The sequence below is a fragment of the Achromobacter sp. Marseille-Q4954 genome (assembly GCF_943737025.1).
GTDB classification, from domain to species: Bacteria; Pseudomonadota; Gammaproteobacteria; order Burkholderiales; family Burkholderiaceae_B; genus Achromobacter; species Achromobacter bronchisepticus_A.
The window spans coordinates 385,803-407,977 of record NZ_CALSFQ010000001.1 but is presented as its reverse complement, the minus strand read 5'-3'; the positions used below and the strand labels follow the sequence as shown (position 1 = coordinate 407,977).

Here is a 22,175-nt window from a genome sequence, read left to right as displayed (position 1 = left end):
TACCGCAAAGGACGATACAAGCATGAGCACACATCTACGTTTCGAGGGCCAGGTGGCCCTGGTGACCGGCGCCGCGCAGGGCGTGGGCCGGGCAACGGCGCGGCGCCTGGCGGCCGAGGGCGCGCACGTCGTCGTGGTGGACCGGGCGGAGGAGCAGGGCGCCGCCGTGGCCGAGGAAATCCGGGTCGCGGGCGGACGCGCCAGCTTTGCCCAGGCCGATCTGGAAACCCATGCGGGCGCGCAGTCCATGGTGCGCGCGGCGCTGGAAATCAACGGCCGCATCGACGTGTCGGTGCACAACGTGGGCGGCACGATCTGGACCCGCCCGTTCTGGGAATACACGCCCGAGCAGATGCAGCGCGAGGTCAACCGCTCGCTGTGGCCGACGCTTTGGTCCTGCCGCGAAGTCATACCGGTGATGCGGGCGCAGGGCGCGGGCGCCATCGTCAACGTGGGTTCCAACGCCACGCGCGGCATCTACCGGGTGCCGTATTCGGCGTCCAAGGGCGGCGTGCACGCCGCCACCGTCTGCATGGCCCTGGAGCTGGCGAAGTCCGGCGTGCGCGTCAATTGCGTGTCGCCGGGTGCGCTGGACAATGGCGTGCGGGCGATCCCGCGCAACCAGGAGACGCCGTCCGAGCAGGAGACCGCCTGGGTGGGCGAGATGTATGCGTCCTGCCTGCGTGACACGCCGCAGGACCGGCTGGGGCAGGCCGAGGAAGTCGCCGCGGCGATCTGCTTCATGGCCGCGCCCGAGGCGTCCTACATTACCGGGCAGATCATGTACGTGGCGGGCGGCGACATAGGCTGACCCGCTGGGCTGGCTGGCGGCTCGGGGGCGTTTTTTCAGGCCGCCAGCCAGTCGAGGAAATCGCGGCCAGGTCCCTGGTCGCGCACGATCGCGCCGATCGGCTGGAATGAACCCGGCGATTCGATGCGCAGGCGCTGGAAATGCCCGTGCTGCATGTACCAGTTGCCCAAGGTCTGCGGCACCATGACCAGGGCCTGCTGCGCCTGCATGACGGCGATGAGCAGCGGCATGGGCGGGGCGGCGCTGCTCAGCCTGCACAGCCGCGGCACCACCCCGGCGCGTTCGAAGAAGGCCTTGAACACCGCGTGGATGGCCAGTTCCGGGCGGGGTTCTATCCACAGTTGGGACGCCACTTGCGCCAGCGTCGGCGCGCCGTCCGCATCCAGCAGCGGGTGGCCGGCAGCGGCCACGATCACCGCCGCGTCCTCCTGCAGCGGCACGAATTCCAGGCCGGCGGGCACGGCTTCCGGACGCCGGCACAGCAGCATGTCCAGGCTGCCGCTGGCGGCCTGGGGCAGTAGCTGTTCGCGGCTGCCTTCCACCACCTCCACTTGCAATCCCGGGCGCGCGTTCAGGTAGGCGGGCAGGCGCTCGGCCAGCAGGCCGCCCGTGGCTGCCGGGATGGCCCCCAGGCGTAGATTGCCCGTGGCGCCCTGGCGCAGGGCCGCCACCGAATCCGTGGAGGCGCGCAGCGTCGTCAGCATGCTGCGGGCGCACTCCGCCATGAGTTGGCCGCTGCGCGTGGTGCGCATGCCGCGGGCATGGCGCTCGAATAGCTGCACGCCCAGCAGATCCTCTATGTCGGCCAGCGCATGGGTGGCCGCCGGCTGGCTCAGGCCGATATGGCTGGCCGCCTGCTGGATGCTGCCCAGGTCGGCGATGCTGGCCAGCAATTGCAGGTGGCGCAGGCGCCCCTTGGCGAGCAGGCGGGACAGCAGGGTGGCGGGAGCGACGTCCATGGCGCAGGCAGGAAAGATATTCAAAACACGAATATATCCACGCATTAATGTATTTGAAATAAGGATATGCCCTGGACACAATGCTGCGATCCCTTACATCGCTTCCGTTCCCCAGGAGTGGCTGGTCCATGAAGTCCCGTCTGCTGCACGCGCTGGTATGCGCCGTAACTTTCAGTGTTTCGTCCCTGGCCGCCGCCCAGGACGCCTATCCCCCCCAGCCCCTGCGGCTGATCGTGCCGTTCGCGCCCGGCGGGTCCACCGACGCGCTGGCACGCGCGGTGGCCGAGGGCCTGCGCAAGGAACTGGGCCAGAGCGTGGTGGTGGAGAACCGCGCCGGCGCGGGCGGCCTGCTCGGCACCGAGGCGGTGGCCCGGGCCGAACCCGACGGCTACACGCTGGGCATGGCCACGGTCAGCACCATGGCCGTCAATCCGCTGCTGTACGGCACCAAGCGCGTCAATCCCGAAACGCAGCTGAAACCGGTGGCCTCGGTGGCGACGGTGCCGGTCGTGTGGATGGTGAATCCGGCGTTTCCGGCGCAGGATTTTGCGCAATTCCTGGCCGAGCTGCGGGCCCATCCGGGCAAGTATTCCTATGGTTCGCCCGGCGTCGGTTCGCTCGGCCACCTGAACCTGGCGGCGATGAACGCGGACCTGAAGGTCGATGTGCTGCACGTGCCGTACCGCGGCATGGGGCCGGCGCTGACGGCCGCGGTGGGCGGGGAGGTGCAGGTGCAGCAGGACCAGTACGCGTCCGCGCAATCGCTGGTCAAGGCCGGCAAGCTGCGCGCCATCGCCGTGTCGGCGCCCGCCCGGATGCCCGACATGCCGGACCTGCCGACCATGACGGAACTGGGTTATCCGCAACTGAACGCGCTGGGCCAGACCTGGTTCGGCTTGGTCGTGCCGGCCGGAACGCCCGATGCCGTGGTGCAGCGCCTGAACCAGGCCGCGGTGCGCGCGCTGGCCGATCCCGCGCTGGTGCAGCGCCTGGCGGGCATGGGCGCGCAGCCCGACGCGGGCACGCCGCAGGCCTTTGCCGAGCGCATCGCGCAGACGCTGGCCGCCAACCGCAAAATCATTGAAACTGCCGGCATCAAGCTCGACGAGTGACCTGACCGGTTTTTTCCCCGCCATTACAGCCACAGGAGAAACAATGGGTGCCATCGATAAACTTGCGCCGTTCATCGACGCGCGCAGCGAGCGCTACGCGGAACTGAGCGACCGCATCTGGAGCCTGGCCGAACTGCGCTACGACGAGCACAAGTCCGCCGAGCTGCACATTGCCATGCTGGAGGACGCCGGCTTTCGCGTCACGCGCGACGCGGCCGGCATTCCCACCGCCTTCGTGGCCGAGGCCGGCAACGGCGGTCCGGTGATCGGCATCCTGGGCGAGTACGATGCGCTGTCCGGCTTGAGCCAGGAAAGCGGCGCCTACGCCTGCCAGCCTTCGCCGGAGACGCCGAACGGCAACGGCCACGGCTGCGGCCACCATCTGCTGGGCACGGCCGCGCATTTCGCGGCGGTGGCGGTCAAGGAGTTCCTGGAGGCCAACGGCCTGCCCGGCACCATCCGCTTCTACGGCTGTCCGGCGGAAGAGGGCGGCTCGGGCAAGACCTTCATGGCGCGTGCCGGCCTGTTCGATGACGTGGACGCGGCGTTGACCTGGCATCCCGCATCGCACACCGGCATCTTCCACCAGTCTTCGCTGGCGAACATCCAGGCTTATTTCCGCTTCCGCGGCGTCGCGGCGCACGCGGCCAATTCGCCGCACCTGGGCCGCAGCGCGCTGGACGCGGTCGAGCTGATGAACGTGGGCGTGAACTACCTGCGCGAACACATGGTGCCCGATGCGCGCGTGCATTACGCCGTGACCAACAGCGGGGGCATTTCGCCCAACGTGGTGCAGGCCCGCGCCGAGGTGCTGTACCTGGTGCGCGCGCCCATCAATTCGCAGGCCGCCGAACTGTACGAACGCGTGCAGAACGTGGCGCGCGGCGCGGCGCTGATGACGGGCTGCGAACTGGAGATCGTGTTCGACAAGGCCTGCTCGAACTACATCCCCAACGGCGTGCTGAACCAGATCATGTACGCCAACATGCTGGCCTTGCAGGGTCCCGATTACACCGCGGGCGAGCAGCAGGCCGCGCGCCGCATGTGGGACGCGATCTCCGCGGACGACATCGACAACGCCGGCAAGAACCTGGGCGCGGTGCTGCGCAATCCCACGCCGCTGTTTGCCGGCGTGGCGCCCTACGAGCCCGGCCGAGCCGAGATCACCTACGGTTCCACCGACGTGGGCGACGTGAGCTGGGTCGCGCCCACCGCGCAATGCTGGGGCGCCTGCTACGCCTACGGCACGCCGTTCCATTCCTGGCAGATGGTGGCGCAGGGCAAGATGTCCATGGCGCACAAGGGCATGGTGCACGCCGCCAAGATCATCGCGGCGACCGCCGCCGATCTGTACACGCAGCCGGAGGCGCTGGCGCGCGCCAAGGAAGAACTGATGGAGACGCGCCGCGGGCAGCCTTACGTCTGCCCGATACCGGCGGATGTCTTGCCGTCGTTCATGCGCAAATAGAGGAAGGGCCCCCACGCCGCGCGCGCTTTGCGCGCTTGCTGCCCCCCGAGGGGCGGCGCCGCCTTAGGGCGGCCTGGCGGCGGCGCGGACCCCCACGCCGCACGCGCTTTGCGCGCTTGCTGCCGCCCGAGGGAGGCGGCGCCGCGGGGCCTCAAGCTACATACGATTTCAGGCCGGCAGGGACGGCGCGTATTGCGCGTCCGAAATGACCTTGGCGTGGAATTCCACCACCTTGCGCACCACCTTCATGGGATCGTCCTCGATGATGAAGAGATCCAGGTCGTGCGCGCCTATCATGCCGTTGGCCAGCACCTGGCCGCCCAGCCATTCGACCAGTCCGGACCAGTACTCGCTGCCCACCAGCACGATGGGAGCGGGCGGGACCTTGCCCGTCTGGATGAGCGTCAACGCTTCGAAGAGTTCATCCAGGGTGCCGAAGCCGCCAGGCATCGCCACATAGGCGAAGCTGTGCATGAAGAAGGTTGCCTTGCGCGAGAAAAAATACTCGAATGACAGGCTGATGGTTTGGTATTCGTTGTTGTGCGCTTCGTGGGGCAGGCTGATGTTCAGACCGATGCTGGTGCCGCCTGCTTCGAACGCGCCCTTGTTGGCTGCCTCCATGATGCCGGGACCGCCGCCGGCGATCACCGCGAAACCGGCGTCGGCCAGCGCGGCGGAAATTGCGACGGTGGTTTCATAGTGGGGGGAATTACGGCTGACTCGTGCACTGCCGAAGACGCTGACAGCAGGCCCGATGTTCGCGAGCTTGTCTGCCGCCGTCCGTATCTCTGACATAATCAGCGGAATTTGTTTGTTGGCGGGTGTTTCCGCAGCTATTGCCATATCTGCCTTTGTAACCATGAAAAAAACCTTATTACTGGTCGACGGTTCAAGTTACTTGTACCGCGCTTTCCACGCTATGCCTGATTTGCGCAACGCGCAAGGCGAACCCACGGGGGCGCTTTACGGCGTGGTGAATATGCTGCGCAAACTTGTCTCTGATCATAAGGCAGAGTATGCCGCATGTATTTTCGATGCCCGCGGCAAGACCTTCCGTGACGATCTCTATCCGGAATACAAGTCGCATCGCCCGCCCATGCCTGAAGACCTGGCCGCGCAGATCGAACCCATCCACCGCGCCGTGCGCGCGCTGGGCTGGCCGGTGCTGGCCATCGAAGGGGTCGAGGCCGACGATGTGATCGGCACCCTGGCCAAGCGCGCCGCCGAGCATGACGTGCACACCATCGTGTCCACCGGCGACAAGGACCTGGCGCAACTGGTCAACAGCCACGTCACCCTGGTCAACACCATGACCGGCGAAGTGCTGGACGAGCCCGGCGTGGTCAACAAGTTCGGCGTGCCGCCCGACCGCATCGTGGATTACCTGATGCTGGTGGGGGACGCGGTGGACAACGTTCCCGGCGTGACCAAGGTGGGCCCGAAGACGGCGGTCAAATGGCTTACGGAATTCGGCTCGATAGACAAGCTGGTGGAAGGCGCGGAAGGCGTCAAGGGCGTGGCGGGCAGCAACCTGCGCGAGGCCATTCCCAACTTCCCGCTGACGCGCCAATTGCTGACCGTGAAGTACGACTGCGACCTGGCCGGCCATGTGGACAGCGTGGACGACCTGACGCCGCGTCCGCGCGACGACGCGACGCTGACCGAACTTTATGAACGCTATGGTTTCCGCACCTGGCTGCGCGATCTGACTGGCGACGCCGAGCGTGTGCCCACGGGCGACGCCCGCGTCGCGCACGAGGCGCCAGCCGCGCCGGTGGAACTGGATTATCAGATCATTTCCGATTGGGCCGCGTTCGACGCCTGGATGGAAAAGCTGAAGGATGCGCCCCTGGTCGCGGTGGACACCGAGACCACCTCGCTGGACGAAATGCAGGCCAGGATGGTGGGCATGTCGCTGGCGGTGGCGCCCGGCGTGGCGTGCTACATCCCGGTTGCGCACCGCGGCCCGGACAATGCGCCGCAGCTGCCCAAGGCCGAGGTGCTGGCGCGCCTGAAGCCCTGGCTGGAAGACGCGTCCCGCGCCAAGCTGCTGCACCACGCCAAGTACGACGCGCACGTGTTCGCCAACGAAGGCATCAAGCTGGCCGGCATCGCCGAAGACACGATGCTGCAGGCCTATGTGCTGGAATCGCACCGCGGCGTGGGCCTGAATGACCTGGCCCAACGCTATCTGGGCCGCAGCGGCGTGTCCTACGAGGACCTCTGCGGCAAGGGCGCCAAGCAGATCGGCTTTGACGAAGTGGCGGTGGACAAGGCCGGCCATTACGCCGCCGAAGATTCGGACTTCACCTTGCAGCTGCACCAGGTGCTGCGCCCGATGGTGGCCGCCGACGCAGGCCTGAACCGCATCTATCTGCTGGAAATGCAGGTGTCCTCGGTGCTGACCACGGTCGAGCGCAACGGCGTCAAGGTGGATGCCGCGGAACTCGGCCGCCAGAGCCACAAGCTGGGCCAGGAGATGCTGCAGCTCGAACAGAAGGCCTATGAGTTGGCAGGCCAACCCTTCAACCTGAATTCCCCCAAGCAGCTGGGCGAGATCCTGTTCGGCCGCATGCAGCTGCCGGTGGTGCGCAAGACCGCCAGCGGCGCGCCATCCACCGACGAAGAGGTGCTGAGCAAGCTGGCGCTGGACTATCCGCTGCCGCAGGTGCTGCTGGAGTACCGCGGCCTGTCCAAGCTGAAGTCCACCTATACGGACAAGCTGCCGCGCATGATCAACCCGGACACGGGGCGGGTGCACACGCACTATTCGCAGGCCGCGGTGATCACCGGCCGCCTGGCCTCGTCCGATCCCAACCTGCAGAACATTCCGGTGCGCACCGAAGCCGGCCGGCGCGTGCGCGAGGCGTTCATCGCCGAGCAGGGCATGCTGCTGTCGGCGGACTATTCCCAGATCGAGCTGCGCATCATGGCGCACGTGTCGGACGACGCCAACCTGCAGCGCGCCTTCGCGGCGGGCGAGGACATCCACCGCGCTACCGCCTCCGAAGTGTTCGGCGTGGCGCTGGCCGACGTCTCCACCGATCAGCGCCGCGCCGCCAAGGCCATCAACTTCGGCCTGATCTACGGCATGGGGGTGTTCGGCCTGGCGTCCAACCTGGGCATCACGCGCGATGCCGCCCAGGCCTACATCGACCGCTATTTCGCCCGCTATCCCGGCGTGGCGATGTACATGGACGATACCCGCCGCCGCGCGCGCGAACAGGGCTACGTGGAAACCGTCTTCGGGCGCCGCCTGCAGCTGCCGGAAATCCGCGGCGCCTCGGGTCCGCGCCGCCAGGCGGCCGAACGCGCGGCCATCAACGCGCCCATGCAGGGCACGGCGGCCGACCTGATCAAGATGGCCATGGTGGCGGTGCAGGACTGGCTGGAAGCCGAACAGCTGCAGACGCGCATGATCATGCAGGTGCACGACGAACTGGTGCTGGAAGCGCCCGACGCCGAGCTGGAGCTGGTCAAGGAAGCGTTGCCGCGCCTCATGTGCAACGTTGCGGAACTGCGCGTGCCGCTGGTGGCGGAAGTCGGCATGGGCAAGAACTGGGAGCAGGCCCACTAGGGCCGGAATCACCCCGTCCCAAGACACATGGGCTGCCTTCGGGCAGCCCATTTCCGTTTTTGGTATTGAAACAATATAATGTTTCGCTTCCCTCCGCCTTAAAGCGTCCCCCCAAAAATGTTGCTGCTCTGGATCTTGCTCGCCACCGTCACCGGCGGGCTTATCGCCGTCCTTGTCGCCAGCTGGCTGGCCTACAAGGTCTTCGCGCAATACCTGCACCATATGGTCAGCCTGTCGGTGGGGGTGCTGCTGTCGGTGGCGCTGCTGCACCTGCTGCCCGAGGCCTTCGAGACCGGGGTGGGCGATGCCCACGTGCTGTTCGGCCTGATGCTGGCGTCGCTGATCGGGTTTTTCGTGCTGGAGAAGATCGCGCTGCTGCGCCACAGCCATCACCACGAGGGCGACGGCCATCACCACCACAAGGGACATGACCGCCACGAGGCGGGCCGCGGCGGCGTGCTGATCCTGATCGGCAGTTCGCTGCACAATCTATGCGACGGGGTGCTGGTGGCGGCGGCGTTCCTGACCGACCCCCTGCTGGGCGTGCTGACCGCGGCGTCCATCATCATTCATGAAGTGCCGCACAAGCTGGGCGACTTCGTGGTGCTGCTCAACGCGGGCCTGGCGCGCCGCCGCGCCTTTTCGCTGATCCTCTTCACCAGCTTGTGTTCAGCCGTGGGCGGCATAATAGGGTACTTCGTGCTGCAGCAGGCGCAGCAATGGGTGCCGTATGTCCTGGTGGTTGCAGCCAGCAGCTTCCTCTATATCTCGGTGGCCGACCTGATGCCGCAGATGCACGAACGGGTATCCCTGGCCGATGCCGTCCCGCAATTGCTGCTGGTCGGCGTGGGCGTGGCGCTGATCTACAGCGTCACCACGGTCATGCACCACGGGCACGACCACGAGGCCGAAGCCGGCCTGGCCGCGCCGCAAGCGGAGCATGGCCACCGGCATTAGGATCGGCGCGAGGCCATGCAGGCGCTGGCGGGATATCCGGCTTGGTCGATCATCCCTACACAGGAGTTCTTCATGAGTTTTTCCGCCGCAGCCGGCAATGTCGCGCCCACCGTGATCCACACGGACACCCAGGGCCTGGTCCACGGGGATTTCAAGCTGCCCGTGGCCGACGGCACGATCGCCGCCTATTACGCCGCGCCCGAAGGCAAGCGCGACCTGCCCATCGTGCTGGTGGTGCAGGAGATCTTCGGCGTGCACGAGCACATCAAGGACCTGTGCCGCCGGGTCGCCAAGGCCGGCTACCTTGCCGTCGCCGCCAATCTCTACGAGCGCCAGGGCGACGCCTCGGTCTATACCGACATCCCGAAACTCATCGCCGAACTGGTCAGCAAGGTGCTGGACGAGCAGGTCTTTGCCGACCTGGACGCCAGCGTGGCCTGGGCCGCCGCGCATGGCGGCGATCCCAAGCGCGTGGCGGTGACCGGCTTTTGCTGGGGCGGCCGCCTGACCTGGATGTACGCCGCCCACAATCCCGACGTGAAGGCGGCGGTGGCCTGGTACGGCAAGCTCAGCGTGGGCCATGGCCCGCTGATCAAGCGCTTTGCCTTCGACGTGGTCAACGAGTTGCACGCGCCGGTGCTGGGCCTGTACGGCGGCAAGGACGCCAGCATCCCGCTGGCCGACGTCGAAACCATGAAATCCAAGCTGGCCGCCGGCAACGACAACGCCCGGCGCTCGGAGTTCGTGGTGTATCCCGAGGCCGACCACGCCTTCCTGGCGGACTACCGCGCCAGCTACAAGGCCGAGGCCGCGCGGGACGGCTGGAAGCGCATGCTGGAGTGGTTCAAGCGCTATTTGTAGGATGCGGGGGGCAGTGAAAACTGCCCGGGAGCCCAGTTGAAAAAAGCCGACCACATAAGGTCGGCTTTTTCGTTCCGCTCAGTTCCCCGCTTCGCGCAAGCGGCTGGGCAGCAGTTCGCCGTGGCGCGCCAGCAGGGGATAGGCCGCCGCGCCGACCAGATGGGAGTTGATGCCCTTCATGTCGCGCAGGATATCCAGGTAGAGCGCGCCCACCTCGGCGGCGTCGACCTCGCCCCCTTTGATTTTCTGCAGGTGCGTGTCCGCCGCATTGGTCTCGATCGAGCGGAAGCGGGCCTTTTCTCCTGCCAGCGCGCGGGCCTGGCGCAGGTCGTCGTTGACGAACAGGGCGGCGGCGGTGCGCTGGTTGGCGATGAGCTGGCCCAGCGTGTCGTCCAGGCTGGCGCGCTGTTCTGGAGAGAAGACCCAGCCCTGCTTGCGCAGCTTGGAAATGTGGCTGAGCAGACCGTGGTTGGCGATGTCGCCGGCGTGGCCGATATTGCTGGTGAACGCCAGGATGGCGTCCAGGCGCTGGATGTCCTCGCGCGTCATGTTCTCCTGGTCCAGGGTGGCCAGGTAGGTGGTGATGGCGTTTTCCAGCTTGTCCAGCGCGGCGTCCAGCTGGCGCGCCTGCACCATGCGGTGGCGGTTGTCGCGCTTGAAGCCGGCGCGGGCGTAGAGCAGCAGGGTCTGCAGCATGTCGGCCATGCGCAGGGCTTCGCGCGCGGCGTTGCCCAGGGCCACGGCCGGCACGTCATGGGCCCATTCATCCAGGTACTGGGGGCGCGACGGGTCGTTCGGATCCGCGCGCTTGGGTAGCCAGCGGGTCAGCAGGGCGGCGTAGGGCGTCAGCAGCGGCAGGAACACCAGGGCGATGACGGCGTTGAACAGGGTGTGGAAGTTGGCCACCGCGCGGGCCGGGTCGGACGCCAGGTCGCTCATCATGGGCTGCAGATAGGGCAGCAGGATCAGGCCGGCCAGCACGCCCAGCACCCGTGTCAGCAGGTTGCCCAGGGGCAGGCGGCGGGCGGCGGGATCGTCCCCGGTCACGCCTTCGATCATGGGGTTGATGGCGGTGCCGAGGTTGGCCCCCAGCACCAGCGCAAACGCGACGTGCGGCGCCACCATGTGATGGCTGGCCAGCGACATGACCAGCACCACCACGGCCACGCTGGAATGCGCCGCCCAGGTGAAGGCGGCTGCCAGCAGCACGGTGGCCACCGGCTGGGTCGACAGCGCGTCCAGGATCATGCCCAGCATGGGCGCGGTCTGGAAAGGCTGGAACAGTTCGACCAGTTGGTGCAGCGATAGCAGCAGCAGCCCCAGGCCGATGAAGACGCGGCCGAGGTCGCGCGTGCGGCCGGGCGGGTAGCGGCGGAACATCCACACGCCCGCGAGGATCAGGATGGGGGCGAGCGAGGTCAGGTCGAAGGACAGCAACTGGACGATGAGCGTGGTGCCGACGTTGGCGCCCAGCATGGCGGCCAGGGCCGGCGCCAGGCCGACGACGCCGCCGGCCGCGAAGCCCGTGATCATCAGGCCCGTGGCGGTGCTGCTCTGCAGCGCGGCGGTAATGCCCAGTCCGGCGGCGAAGGCCCGCAGCCGGGTGCCCAGGGCCTTGCCCAACGCCGCGCCCAGGGCGGCCCCGAAGGCGCGCTGTACGCCTGTTTGGACCATGTGCACGCCCCAGAGGAGCAGGGCGACGTAGCCGGCGAAGTCAAGCAGGGTAATGAGTCCGGACATCCTGGCGTGTTTCCATTCTTTTATGACAAGTAATAATTCTGTAATGATCGCATGCGCGGCGCTGCCGGGGGAACCTGTCCCCGCAATACAGGATACGCTTGCCGGGCCTGCTGCGCGCGGGCTGGCCTACGCGTATCATTGCCTCATCAATCCCAGATGCAATGGAGTTTTGCGTGGCCGTTTCCGTATTCGACCTGTTCAAGATAGGCATAGGCCCGTCTAGCTCCCATACGGTGGGCCCCATGCGGGCCGCCCTGTTGTTCGCGCAAGGCCTGGAGCGCGATGGACTCATGTCCAGCGTGGCCACGGTGCGCGCCGAGCTCTACGGCTCGCTGGGCGCCACGGGCAAGGGCCACGGCACCGACAAGGGCGTGCTGCTGGGCCTGATGGGCGAAGCCCCCGACACCGTCGACCCCGCCGCCATCGCCGGCATGATCGCGTCGGTGCGGGCCAGCCGCCAATTGCCGCTGCTGGGACGCTATCCGGTTCCTTTCGTCGAAAAGGAACACATGATGTTCTACCGCCGCGAAGCCATGGCGGAACATCCTAACGGCATGAAGTTTCACGCCTTTGACGCCAATGGCGAATCGCTGCGCGAGGCCCGCTACCTGTCGGTGGGGGGCGGCTTCGTGGTGACGGCCGGCGCGTCCAACAGCCAGGTCATCGCCGCGCACGACCAGTTGCCGTACCCGTTCCGCATGGGTCGAGAACTGATGGCCATGTGCAGCGAGAGCGGCCTGTCGGTGGCGCAGTTGATGATGAAGAACGAGCTGACCTGGCGCGACGAGGCCGAGGTGCATGCCGGGCTGGACCGCATCTGGCAGGTCATGCAGGACTGCGTGTCGCGCGGCTGCGGCATCAACTATCCGGAAGCGGACGGCGAACTGCCCGGCCCCTTGCGCGTGCGCCGCCGCGCGCCCGAGCTCTACCGCAACCTGACCCAGCGCGCCGAGCGCACCCTGTCCGATCCCCTGTCCGTGATGGACTGGGTCAATCTGTACGCCATGGCGGTCAACGAAGAGAACGCCGCGGGCGGGCGCGTCGTGACGGCGCCGACCAACGGCGCGGCCGGCATCATCCCGGCGGTGCTGCATTACTACGACCGCTTCGTGCCCGGTTCCAACCGCGAAGGCGTGCGCGACTTCCTGCTGACCGCGGCCGCCGTGGGCTTGCTCTACAAGTACAACGCCTCGCTGTCGGGCGCCGAGGTCGGCTGCCAGGGCGAGGTCGGCGTGGCCTGCTCGATGGCGGCGGGCGGCCTGGCCGCCGCCCTGGGCGGCACCGTCGAACAGGTCGAGAACGCGGCCGAGATCGGCATGGAGCACAACCTGGGCCTGACCTGCGACCCCGTGGGCGGCCTGGTTCAGATTCCCTGTATCGAGCGCAACGCCATGGCCTCCATCAAGGCCGTGAACGCTGCCCGCATGGCGCTGCGCGGCGACGGCCAGCACTACGTGTCGCTGGACTCCGTCATCAAGACCATGCGCGAAACCGGCGCCGACATGAAGACCAAGTACAAGGAAACCGCGCGCGGCGGGCTGGCGGTGAACATCGTCGAGTGCTGACGGGGGCGGGGTGACGACGATGCGGGGCGGCGAACGGATGTCATGGCCTTGGGGGTCCTTTCCGAAGCAAGGGAAGAACGCAGGCCGGCGAGGAAATGGCAAACGGCACGCCTGCAGGCTGCAGCTGGCCGCTGTCCGGGTCGATGCGCATGCAGGAAATGCGGTGTTCGTCCTGGCTGGCGACCAGCAGGAAGCCGCCGTCCGGGGGGATGGCGGCGTCGCGCGGCGTGCGCCCGCCGGCGGGCCACAAGCCTATCGGCTCAAGCCACGGGGCGGATTCCAATAGCCGAAATCCCGCGATGCTGTCGTGGCCGCGGTTGGTCGCGTAGAGCCAGCGTCCGCTCGGATGCAGGCAGAGCGCGGACGCGGAGTTGGCGTTGTGCCAATCAGCGGGCAGCGTGCCGATCCGGGTGAGCGCCTGTGCACGGGGATTGCGTGCCGTGGGCAGTTGAACGACGGTCACGCTATTGGACAGTTCGTTGAGCACGAAGGCGCGGGTACCGGCCGGATTCAGCCGCAGATGGCGCGGCCCGGAACCTGGTCCGATCTGCAGCTGCAGGTCCGGGAGCAGATCCAGCGTGGCGCCCCGCAGGGCATGGCGGGCGACGCTGTCGGTACCCAAGTCACACAGGTAGACCGCATCGCCGGACGGGGTCGGCTGGGCGCAATGCACATGGGGGCTCGCCTGGCGGTCGCTGCGCGGACCGCTGCCATGGCGCACGATGATGTCGGGCGGGGAGATGGGCAACCCCTGTCCGTCGAGCCGGTAGCTCAGGAGTTCGCCGCTGCCATAGTTGGACACGAAGAGGCGGTCCGCCGCAGGGGTCAGGCAGATGTGGCAAGGGCTGGCGCCAGGGGTAGGCACATTGAGCAAGTGCCGCAGCGTGGCCGCGTCGTCGACCGCGTAGACGTCGATGCTGGCGCCTTCTTCCTGCTCGCTCACGCCATACAGCAGGCCGAGGGACGCGGAATGGCACAGGTAAGAGGGATTGACGCTGTGGCTGTGCACCCGCAATTCACGCAGCGCGGCCGTCGCGGAGTCGAAACTCAGCAGGTGGATGCCGCGCCCTATGCCATGCACATGCGGCATCGGCCGCGTATACGTGCCCACGGCAATCAGCCAGCTGCCCGTTCCGCGGGCCGGGGAGTGCGTATTCGATTCAGCCATGGTCTGCCCTCGACATCACGTCTATCCATACGGCCAGGACCGGCGCCAGGCCCCTGAAGTTATGCCCCCACCCCATTTAAGCAGGAATATCTGATCGTCAATCGTCCTCGGGGGGCCCGCCTCGCATCCTTGGGGCGGTTTTTCTTTTGGACGGAGCCGGAAAAGACGATGGCCCGCGCAGGCGGGCCATCGAGTCAGGGTGACGGGCGCGCGGCCCGTCTGAGCGAAAGGCTTAGATCACCCGTGCATTCTGCAGCGCGGCGATGCGGGCCGGAATCGGCGGGTGCGAGGCGAACATCGCGGCCAGGCCGCCCTTGCCGGTGATGCCCGAGGCCTCGAAGGACTTGGGCAGCTCGCCCGGTTCCAGGCCGCCCAGGCGGGCCAGGGCGCGGATCATGGGTTCGCGGGCGCCCATCAGGTGGGCCGAGCCGGCGTCGGCCCGATATTCGCGCTGACGCGAGAACCAGGCCACGATGATCGAGGCCAGCACGCCGAAGATGATTTCACAGACCAGCACGGTGATGTAGTAGCCCGGGCCGATGCCGCGTTCGTTCTTGAACACTACGCGGTCGATGAAGTAGCCGACCACGCGGGCCAGGAACACGACGAAGGTGTTCACCACGCCCTGGATCAGCGTCAGCGTGACCATGTCGCCGTTGGCGATGTGCGCGACTTCGTGGGCCAGCACGGCGGCGACTTCTTCCTCGCTCATGCTTTCCAGGAGGCCGGTGGACACCGCGACCAGGGAGTCGTTCTTGAAGGCGCCGGTGGCGAAGGCGTTGGGGGCGCCATCATAGATGGCGACTTCCGGGCGGCCGATGCCGGCGCGGTCGGCCAGTTGGTGCACGGTGTCGACCAGCCAGGCTTCGCGCTGGTTGCGGGGCGAGTTCGGGTCCAGCACCTGGGCGCCGGTGCTCCATTTGGCCATGGGCTTGCTGATCAGGAGCGAGATGATCGCGCCGGTGAAGCCGACCACCACCGAGAAGATCAACAGGGCGTTCAGGTTCAGGCCGTTGGCGGTGATGTAGCGGTCCACGCCCAGGATGCGCAGCGTGGCCGACAGCACCAGCATGACAGCCAGGTTGGTCAGGACGAACAGGACAATGCGTTTCATGTTTTTTGTGTTCCTCTGCGAGCAGGATATGCCGGGATTCGACACTGCTGCGGGCCGCCAGTTCCCCGACTCGCGGCGCCGCTTCCGGTGACGGAGAGTATAGTATCGCTTTCCCTTATTCCTCTTCACTTTTCCCTTAGCGTAGACCCCCATGCAGGCACTCTGGATGTTGCTGGCGTCCGCCATGTTCGCCATCATGGGTTCGTTCGTGAAGCTCGGCACCGAACACGGCGCCTCGCTGCCGCAAGTCGTTCTGTTTCGTGGACTGCCGTCGGTCATCCTGCTGCTGATCTGGGCCCGCGCCGGCCGCCAGTCCATCATTCCCGTCAGCTGGAAACTCCACCTGTGGCGCAACCTGTCCGGCGTCACCTCGATGTGGCTGGGCTTTTTCGCCATCGCCCATCTGCCCCTGGCCACCGCCACCAGCCTGAACTACACCGCGCCGCTGTTCATCGCCTGCTGGATGCTGGGCTGGGGCGGCGCACAGCGCGACCCCGTGCGCATCGTGGCGGTGGCGCTGGGGTTCCTGGGCGTGATCGCGGTGCTGCGGCCCAGCATCAACGAGGACCAGTGGCTGGCCGCCCTGTTGGGGATGACCGCAGGTGCCATGTCGGCCATCGCCATGATGCAGATCCGCCAGCTGGGTCGGGTTGGTGAACCTGAATGGCGCACCGTGCTGTTCTTCTCCGTGGCCGTTTGCGTGTCCAGCCTGGCCGGACTGCTGTTCGAAGGCTGGGGACACGCCGACTGGACCGGCTACCTGTCGCTGCTGGGCGTGGGGGTGACGGGCCTGTTCGGCCAGTTGGCCATGACCCGCGCCTTCGGCCTGGGGTCGGCGCTGCTGACGGCGGCGCTGCAGTACAGCACCATCATCTTCGCGGCCTTGCTGGGCATGGGCTTCTGGGGCGAACAGCTGGACGCCCTGGCCTGGGCCGGCATGGGCCTGATCATTTTCGCGGGCCTGTTGTCGATCTGGCGCACCATGCGCGATCCGAAGCCGGCCTGAGCCGCGGTCGCCCCACACCCTTACAGGAGCACACCGAATGCCGATGACCCTGATTTCCGCCGCCGAACTGGCCGCGCGCCTGGATGCGCCGGACGTGCGCGTGTTCGACGTGCGCCACGATCTGACCAACCACGCGGCGGGCCGTCAGGCCTATGACGCGGGCCACATCCCCGGCGCGCGCTACCTGGACCACGAAACCGAGCTGTCCGCAGCCCGCACCGGCAAGAACGGCCGTCATCCGTTGCCGTCGCGAGGCGCGTTCGGCGCGCTCATGGCCGCCCACGGCGTGACGCCCAAGACCCTGGTGGTGGCCTACGACGCCAGCGGCGGCATGTACGCCGCGCACCTGTGGTGGATGTTGCGCTGGCTGGGCCACGACCAGGTGGCGGTGCTGGACGGCGGCTGGCAGGCCTGGACCGCGGCCGGCCTGCCGACCACGACCGAAGCCGGCGCCGCCGTGCGCGCGGGCCAGCCGGTGGAGCCGGGCGCCTCGCTGGCGGGTTCGGTGGATGCGCAGGCGGTGCTGGACAACATCGCCCGTCCGGCCTTCACCGTGATCGACGCGCGCGCGGCCAACCGCTACCGCGGCGAGGTCGAGCCCATGGACCCGGTGGCCGGCCACATTCCGGGCGCGTTGAACCGTCCCAACGGCGAGAACCTTCAGGCCGACGGCCGTTTCAAGCCGGCCGCGCAGTTGCGCGAGGAGTTCGCCAGCCTGCTGGACGGCCGCGATCCGGCGGCCATCGTGCATCAGTGCGGCTCGGGCATCACGGCTTGCCACAACCTGCTGTCCATGGAAATCGCGGGCTTGTCCGGTTCGCGCCTGTACCCGGGCTCCTGGAGCGAGTGGTGCAGCGATCCGTCCCGCCCGGTGGCCACGGGCGCTCAGTGACCTGACGCCTGGACCTGATGCCCGGGCCTGGACGCCCGGGCGTCCGCGAATACCCGGGCACCCAGAAAGTCCACCAGCGCCCGGACCTTCGGCGACGGGTGCTTGCTGGCAGGCCACAGGATGTGGAAGACGTTGGTCCGCTCCGATTTGCCTTTCAGGACCTGCACCAGGCGGCCATCCGCCAAGGGTTCGCGGATGGCGAAGTCCGGCAGGTAGGCAATACCCAGTCCTTGCAGCGCGAAGCAGGCGCGCGTCTCGATGTTGTTGCAGATCATCGAGACGGGCAGCTGCAGCTCTGGCTCGCCTTCGGCTTGCCGCAGAGCCCAAGTCTCCAGCTTGCCGCTGCTGGGAAAGCGGTAGTGCAGGCAGCTATGGCGCAGCAGGTCGGCCGGCGTTTTGGGGGTGCCGCGGCTGGCCAGGTAGGCGGGGGAGGCGACCAGCAGGATCTGGAACGCGCCGAGGCGGCGCGCCGACAGGCGCGAGTCGGCGGGTTCGCCCGTGCGCACCACGGCATCGAAGCCTTCTTCGATCACGTCCACCATCCGGTCGGTGAAATCCAGGTCGAGTTCGATCTCGGGATACTCGCGCATGAACTCGCCCAGCACCGGCAGCACCAGTCCGCTGACCAGCGGCAGGCTGACGCGCAGGCGTCCGCGGGGCGCGGCGGCGGCCTGCGACAGCTCCAGTTCGGCCGCTTCGATCTCGGCCAGGATGCGGCGGCTGCGTTCCAGGAACAGCGCGCCCTCGGCCGTCAAGGTGACGCTGCGCGTACTGCGGTGGAACAGGCGCACGCCCAGCTTTTCTTCCAACCGCGCCACGCTCTTGCCGATGGCGGATGCCGACACGCCCAGCAGCCTGCCGGCGGCGACGAAGCTGCGCGTTTCCGCAACCTGCACGAACACGACAAAGCCATTGAGGCTATCCATCTGGTTTCCTTGATTGCGGACATCTGGTTCCGCAGAAGAAGGAAATGTAGCCTACTTTTTCTTTAATCTCCGGGCCTATATCGTCTCGGCACCAAGCTGCAACCGAGGTGCCTGCGATGAAAAAACCTACGAATTCCCCGCGTCCGCGCACTGCGCCGGCGCTTCCCCCCGCCGGCCGCGACCGGCTGCCGCTGGGCGCCTTGCTGGCGCTGGCGATGGCCGGCTTCATCACCATCCTGACCGAGGCGCTGCCGGCCGGGCTGTTGCCGCAGATGGCGCAGGGCCTGGCCGTGTCCCAGGCCAGTATCGGCCAGACCGTCACCATCTATGCGATCGGGTCGCTGGCGGCGGCGATCCCGCTGGTCGCCGCGACCCGGGGCGTGCGGCGGCGTCCGCTGCTGCTGGCGGCGATCGCCGGGTTCGTGCTGGCCAATACAGTGACCGCGTTGTCTTTCAGCTATGTGCTGACCCTGGCCGCGCGCTTCCTGGCCGGCATGTCGGCGGGATTGTTGTGGGCGCTGCTGGCGGGCTACGCCGCGCGCATGGTGCCCGCACATCAGCAGGGCCGCGCGATCGCGGTGGCGATGCTGGGCGCGCCGCTGGCGCTGTCGCTGGGCGTGCCTGCCGGAACTTTTCTTGGGGCGCTGTGGGGGTGGCGCATCGGCTTTGGCATCATGAGCGCGCTGGCAGTGTTGCTGATGGTCTGGGTGCGCTTGCGGGTGCCGGACTTTGCGGGACAGGCCCGGGGCAAGCAACTGCCGCTGCGGCATGTCTTCCTGCTGCCCGGCGTGCGTCCGGTGCTGTTCGCGGTGCTGGCGTTCGTCCTCGCGCACAACATTCTTTACATCTACATCGCACCGTTCCTGGCATCGCTGGGCATGGCCGCAAGCACCGAGCTGGTGCTGCTGGTGTTCGGACTCAGTTCCCTGGCCGGGATCTGGCTGGTCGGGACGTTGATCGACCGCCATTTGCGGGTGCTGACTTTGGCTTGCGTCGCCCTGTTCGGCCTGGCCGCGTTGGCGCTGGGTATCGCGGGCGGCATGCCGGCCATGCTTTATCTGTCGGTGGGGGCTTGGGGCGTGGCGTTCGGCGGTTCGCCGACGCTGTTCCAGACCGCGCTGGCCAAGACGGCGGGCGACGCCGCGGACGTGGCGCAGTCGATGCTGGTGACCGCGTGGAACACGGCGATTGCCGCGGGCGGCATCGTTGGCGGCGCGTTGCTCGAACGCCTGGGCGTGGGCGCGTTCGTGCCGGCCCTGCTGGCGCTGCTGGCGGCGACGCTGGCGGTCGTCTGCGCCGCCAGGACGCATGGCTTTCCCGCCAGTCCTACCAGATGGCAGCCAGCTTGACCCGCCCCGAGATGCTCTCGGCGATTTCCAGGAAATGGTCCAGGGGCGGCGTCGCCAGCCCCGGAACCTTGGCCATGTCGTCCCACCGCCTCAGGCGGATCGCATCCGGCGCGCCCGGCATGCTCGCGAATTCCACCGCCTGGCTCGCATCGAAACTGCCCCCCTGCAGCGCCAGGCTGCGTTTCGAATCCTCCGAGAGCGACGCTTCATATTGCGGTTCCACATAGCAGAGGTAGCGCTTGGCTTCCACATGCAGCCGGATCGGATCCAGCACCGCCGAGCTGAACAGGCCGCGCAGGAAGGGCAGGACGAAGTACTGGTGCTTGTCGTCGATGCCGCGCAGCGTGGGCGTGCCGGGCCGGTCGGCGATGAGATGGCCCAGGTCGTGCAGCAGGCTGGCGGTGATCAGATGGGCGCCGGCGCCGTTGCGTTCCGCCAGCGCCGCGGTCTGCAGCGCGTGCCGCAGGTGGCTGACGGATTCGCCGTCATAGGAGCGGTGTCCGCGCTCCAGGAAAATCTGCTCGATATCTTGCAAGGTCAAGGCCATGGTTGTCTCCTGGGTGGCCGCATAGGGGAGGGCGGCGCTCAGCCGGCGGCTGGCGCCATCTCCAGAAAGCGCGCGATCAACTGCACCGGTTGGCGCTCGCGCAGGCAGTACAGGTATTCGTGCATCACGATGTCGGCGCCCTCGATGTCCAGGGCCGCCAGGTCGGGATGGGAAGGGATCTCGCGCGAGGGGATCAGGCTGATTCCCAGGCCGCACAGGGTGGCTTGGCGGATGGATTCACGGCTGCCGATTTCCAGCGTGCGGCGCACCGTGACGCCAGCCGCCAGCAAGGCGTCCTCCGTCAGTTGCCGCGTCATGGAGCCGGGTTCGCGCAACAACAGCGCGTGGTCGGCCAGGTCGGCCAGTCGGACCCGGCCGCGGCGCGCCAGGGGATGGTCGCGATGCGCCACGACCCGGATGGGGTCGGCGGCGATCATGCGCCGGTACAGGTGCTTGTCATCCATCAGAAACGACGACGTGGCAATCTCGATGCGATAGTCATGCAGCGCCTGGAGCATGCTTTGCGAGTTGCCGATAGCCAGCGTCAGATCTATGCCCGGGTAGCGCTGGTTGTAGGCGCGCACCGTGTCCATGATGTAGTAGGGGCCGGTGGCGCCGATGCGCAGATTGCCTTCGCGCAGGTCGCTGGCGTCGCGCAGGCGGAAGTCGATCTCGGTTTCCTGCTGGACCAGTTTTTCCACCATGGGCATCAGGCTGTGGCCCGCGTCCGACAGGCGCATGCCGCGCCCCTGGCGGTGGAACAGTTCGACGCCGTAACGCGACTCCAGCTGGCGCAATTGCCCGGTCACCGTGGGCTGGCTGACGCCCAGCTGGGCGGCGGCCTTGGTGACGGTGCCGCAGCGGGCCACGGCATAGAAGGATTTGAGTTCGGCGACAAGCACGGTGCAGGGGGCGGAATAGGGCGCAATGCGCAAGACCGCCAGTACACCAAAATAATTTGATGTTTTTATTACTGCATTTGCGCGAAGTGTCATAAACACTCAATACGCGTCTTCCATACTGCCTTCGTTCCCAAACCGGAGGCCCCATGGCCGAACGCGATACCGCATTTCTCTCTGTCAGGCATCTAGTGAAGCGCTTTGGCAGCCATACCGCGCTGTCGGACGTCTCGCTCGACATCCGCGCCGGGGAGCTGGTGTGCCTGCTGGGCCCCTCGGGCTGCGGCAAGACCACCTTGCTGCGCGCCATCGCCGGCCTGGAACGCCAGGACAGCGGCACCATCGTCCTGTCCGGGCGCGACATCTCGCACGCCGAACCGCAGGCGCGCGACTACGGCATCCTGTTCCAGTCGTACGCGCTGTTTCCCAACCTGACCGTGGCCCAGAACGTGGCCTACGGCCTGAGCGGCAAGCGCGCCCACCGCAACCACGTCGCCAACCGCGTCGAGGAAATGCTGACGCTGGTCGGCCTGGCGGGCGCGGCGGATAAATACCCGGGACAGATCTCTGGCGGGCAGCAGCAGCGCGTGGCCCTGGCGCGCGCGCTGGCGCCGTCGCCGTCCCTGCTGCTGCTGGACGAGCCCATGTCGGCGCTGGACGCCCGCGTGCGCGAGCATCTGCGCATCGAGCTGCGGGCCTTGCAAAAGCGCCTTTCCATCACCACGCTGATGGTCACGCACGATCAGGAAGAGGCCATGGTGATGGCCGACCGCATCGCCGTCATGAATGGCGGGATCATCGAGCAGTACGGCACGCCGCGCGAACTCTACCGCCAACCCGGCTCGGCCTTCATCGCCGATTTCGTGGGCGAGGCGAACTGGCTGCCGTTCGAGCGCCTGGATGCGCACCGCGCCCGTGTCGGACGCCAGGAGCTGGCCGTGGATGAGGCGCTGGATGCCGCCAGCGGCAAGCTGTTCGTGCGCCCGGAAGCCGTGCGCGTCAGCACCGCGCGCCCGGACCAGCCCAACGCCATGCTGGCCGATGTGCTGGACGGCGTGTTCCTCGGCCGCGGCTATCGCCTGGCCCTGCGCCTTGAGGGCGTACCCGGCAGCACGGTGCATTCCATCGTGTCCCCTGAAATCGGAGACGCCCTGCTGGGCCCTCACGCCGCCAGCCGCTGCTGGGTGGAGCTGCCGCGCCATGCGATACGCGCCTACGCTTGAT

General features: G+C 67.4%; 19 protein-coding genes. 11 read left to right on the top strand and 8 right to left on the bottom strand.

All coding sequences use genetic code 11. From position 1 onward, the window contains the following. Positions 1 to 22 precede the first annotated feature (22 nt). Positions 23 to 811: a 1,6-dihydroxycyclohexa-2,4-diene-1-carboxylate dehydrogenase gene (locus NGK62_RS01880; protein ID WP_251877220.1), complete on the top strand. Its 789-nt coding sequence runs from the start codon at positions 23 to 25 to the stop codon at positions 809 to 811. A gap of 35 nt (positions 812 to 846) precedes the next feature. Here NGK62_RS01880 and NGK62_RS01875 read toward each other — a convergent pair whose 3' ends face one another. Continuing rightward, positions 847 to 1,794: a LysR family transcriptional regulator gene (locus tag NGK62_RS01875; RefSeq protein WP_251877218.1), complete on the bottom strand. Its 948-nt coding sequence runs from the start codon at positions 1,792 to 1,794 to the stop codon at positions 847 to 849. Positions 1,795 to 1,898: 104 nt separating this feature from the next. Between NGK62_RS01875 and NGK62_RS01870 the strand changes: the two genes are divergently transcribed. Continuing rightward, positions 1,899 to 2,882, top strand: coding sequence for a Bug family tripartite tricarboxylate transporter substrate binding protein (locus tag NGK62_RS01870; RefSeq protein WP_251877216.1), 984 nt, complete (start codon positions 1,899 to 1,901; stop codon positions 2,880 to 2,882). A gap of 43 nt (positions 2,883 to 2,925) precedes the next feature. Further along, on the top strand, positions 2,926 to 4,350 hold the full coding sequence (locus NGK62_RS01865; protein ID WP_059379268.1) for a M20 family metallopeptidase: 1,425 nt from the start codon (positions 2,926 to 2,928) through the stop codon (positions 4,348 to 4,350). A gap of 168 nt (positions 4,351 to 4,518) precedes the next feature. Here the strand turns inward: NGK62_RS01865 and NGK62_RS01860 are convergent, their stop codons facing one another. Beyond that, positions 4,519 to 5,211, bottom strand: a complete 693-nt coding sequence (locus tag NGK62_RS01860) for an LOG family protein (RefSeq protein ID WP_444861182.1) — start codon at positions 5,209 to 5,211, stop codon at positions 4,519 to 4,521. Between NGK62_RS01860 and polA the strand changes: the two genes are divergently transcribed. The 3 genes from polA (at position 5,210) to NGK62_RS01845 (ending at position 9,745) form a co-directional block, all read left to right on the top strand. After that, positions 5,210 to 7,927, top strand: coding sequence for a DNA polymerase I (polA, locus tag NGK62_RS01855; RefSeq protein ID WP_059379266.1), 2,718 nt, complete (start codon positions 5,210 to 5,212; stop codon positions 7,925 to 7,927). The two genes, NGK62_RS01860 and polA, sit on opposite strands and share 2 nt — an antisense overlap. A 117-nt stretch (positions 7,928 to 8,044) precedes the next feature. Next, entirely contained in the window at positions 8,045 to 8,884 is an 840-nt protein-coding gene (locus tag NGK62_RS01850) for a ZIP family metal transporter (protein WP_059379265.1), read from the top strand. A 72-nt stretch (positions 8,885 to 8,956) separates the two neighbouring features. Next, positions 8,957 to 9,745 (top strand): dienelactone hydrolase family protein, encoded by a 789-nt coding sequence (locus NGK62_RS01845; protein ID WP_251877214.1) that lies wholly within the window; start codon positions 8,957 to 8,959, stop codon positions 9,743 to 9,745. Between the two features lie 78 nt (positions 9,746 to 9,823). On the opposite strand, the gene NGK62_RS01840 is transcribed toward NGK62_RS01845, so the two are convergent. Beyond that, complete coding sequence (locus tag NGK62_RS01840) at positions 9,824 to 11,485, bottom strand: Na/Pi cotransporter family protein (RefSeq protein WP_059379264.1); 1,662 nt, start codon at positions 11,483 to 11,485, stop codon at positions 9,824 to 9,826. Positions 11,486 to 11,658: 173 nt separating this feature from the next. On the opposite strand from NGK62_RS01840, the gene NGK62_RS01835 reads away from it, so the two are divergent. After that, positions 11,659 to 13,050, top strand: coding sequence for an L-serine ammonia-lyase (locus NGK62_RS01835; RefSeq protein WP_059379339.1), 1,392 nt, complete (start codon positions 11,659 to 11,661; stop codon positions 13,048 to 13,050). A 40-nt stretch (positions 13,051 to 13,090) separates the two neighbouring features. Here the strand turns inward: NGK62_RS01835 and NGK62_RS01830 are convergent, their stop codons facing one another. Then, positions 13,091 to 14,218 (bottom strand): lactonase family protein, encoded by a 1,128-nt coding sequence (locus NGK62_RS01830; RefSeq protein WP_251877212.1) that lies wholly within the window; start codon positions 14,216 to 14,218, stop codon positions 13,091 to 13,093. A gap of 232 nt (positions 14,219 to 14,450) precedes the next feature. Then, a complete protein-coding gene (gene htpX / locus NGK62_RS01825; protein ID WP_251877210.1) occupies positions 14,451 to 15,332 on the bottom strand; it encodes a protease HtpX in 882 nt (293 codons plus the stop codon). A gap of 151 nt (positions 15,333 to 15,483) precedes the next feature. On the opposite strand from htpX, the gene NGK62_RS01820 reads away from it, so the two are divergent. After that, positions 15,484 to 16,338 carry a DMT family transporter gene (locus tag NGK62_RS01820; protein ID WP_054451009.1) on the top strand — a complete coding sequence of 285 codons (855 nt, stop codon included), beginning with the start codon at positions 15,484 to 15,486 and terminating at the stop codon, positions 16,336 to 16,338. A gap of 37 nt (positions 16,339 to 16,375) precedes the next feature. Further along, the gene (locus NGK62_RS01815) at positions 16,376 to 17,230 is read left to right on the top strand and encodes a sulfurtransferase (protein ID WP_251877208.1); all 855 of its coding nucleotides are present in this window, start codon (positions 16,376 to 16,378) and stop codon (positions 17,228 to 17,230) included. Here NGK62_RS01815 and NGK62_RS01810 read toward each other — a convergent pair. After that, complete coding sequence (locus NGK62_RS01810; RefSeq protein WP_059379261.1) at positions 17,224 to 18,156, bottom strand: LysR family transcriptional regulator; 933 nt, start codon at positions 18,154 to 18,156, stop codon at positions 17,224 to 17,226. The two genes, NGK62_RS01815 and NGK62_RS01810, sit on opposite strands and share 7 nt — an antisense overlap. Positions 18,157 to 18,272: 116 nt before the next feature. On the opposite strand from NGK62_RS01810, the gene NGK62_RS01805 reads away from it, so the two are divergent. Continuing rightward, a complete protein-coding gene (locus NGK62_RS01805) occupies positions 18,273 to 19,505 on the top strand; it encodes an MFS transporter (RefSeq protein WP_251877206.1) in 1,233 nt (410 codons plus the stop codon). Here the strand turns inward: NGK62_RS01805 and NGK62_RS01800 are convergent. Both NGK62_RS01800 and NGK62_RS01795 read right to left on the bottom strand, forming a co-directional pair. Beyond that, complete coding sequence (locus NGK62_RS01800; RefSeq protein WP_054451012.1) at positions 19,483 to 20,052, bottom strand: phosphonate degradation HD-domain oxygenase; 570 nt, start codon at positions 20,050 to 20,052, stop codon at positions 19,483 to 19,485. The two genes, NGK62_RS01805 and NGK62_RS01800, sit on opposite strands and share 23 nt — an antisense overlap. A 38-nt stretch (positions 20,053 to 20,090) precedes the next feature. Next, on the bottom strand, positions 20,091 to 20,954 hold the full coding sequence (locus tag NGK62_RS01795) for a LysR family transcriptional regulator (protein WP_059379260.1): 864 nt from the start codon (positions 20,952 to 20,954) through the stop codon (positions 20,091 to 20,093). Positions 20,955 to 21,100: 146 nt separating this feature from the next. Here NGK62_RS01795 and NGK62_RS01790 point away from each other — a divergent pair, with 146 nt between their 5' ends. Continuing rightward, positions 21,101 to 22,174: a putative 2-aminoethylphosphonate ABC transporter ATP-binding protein gene (locus NGK62_RS01790; protein ID WP_118933358.1), complete on the top strand. Its 1,074-nt coding sequence runs from the start codon at positions 21,101 to 21,103 to the stop codon at positions 22,172 to 22,174. The last annotated feature ends 1 nt before the right edge of the window (position 22,175 follow it).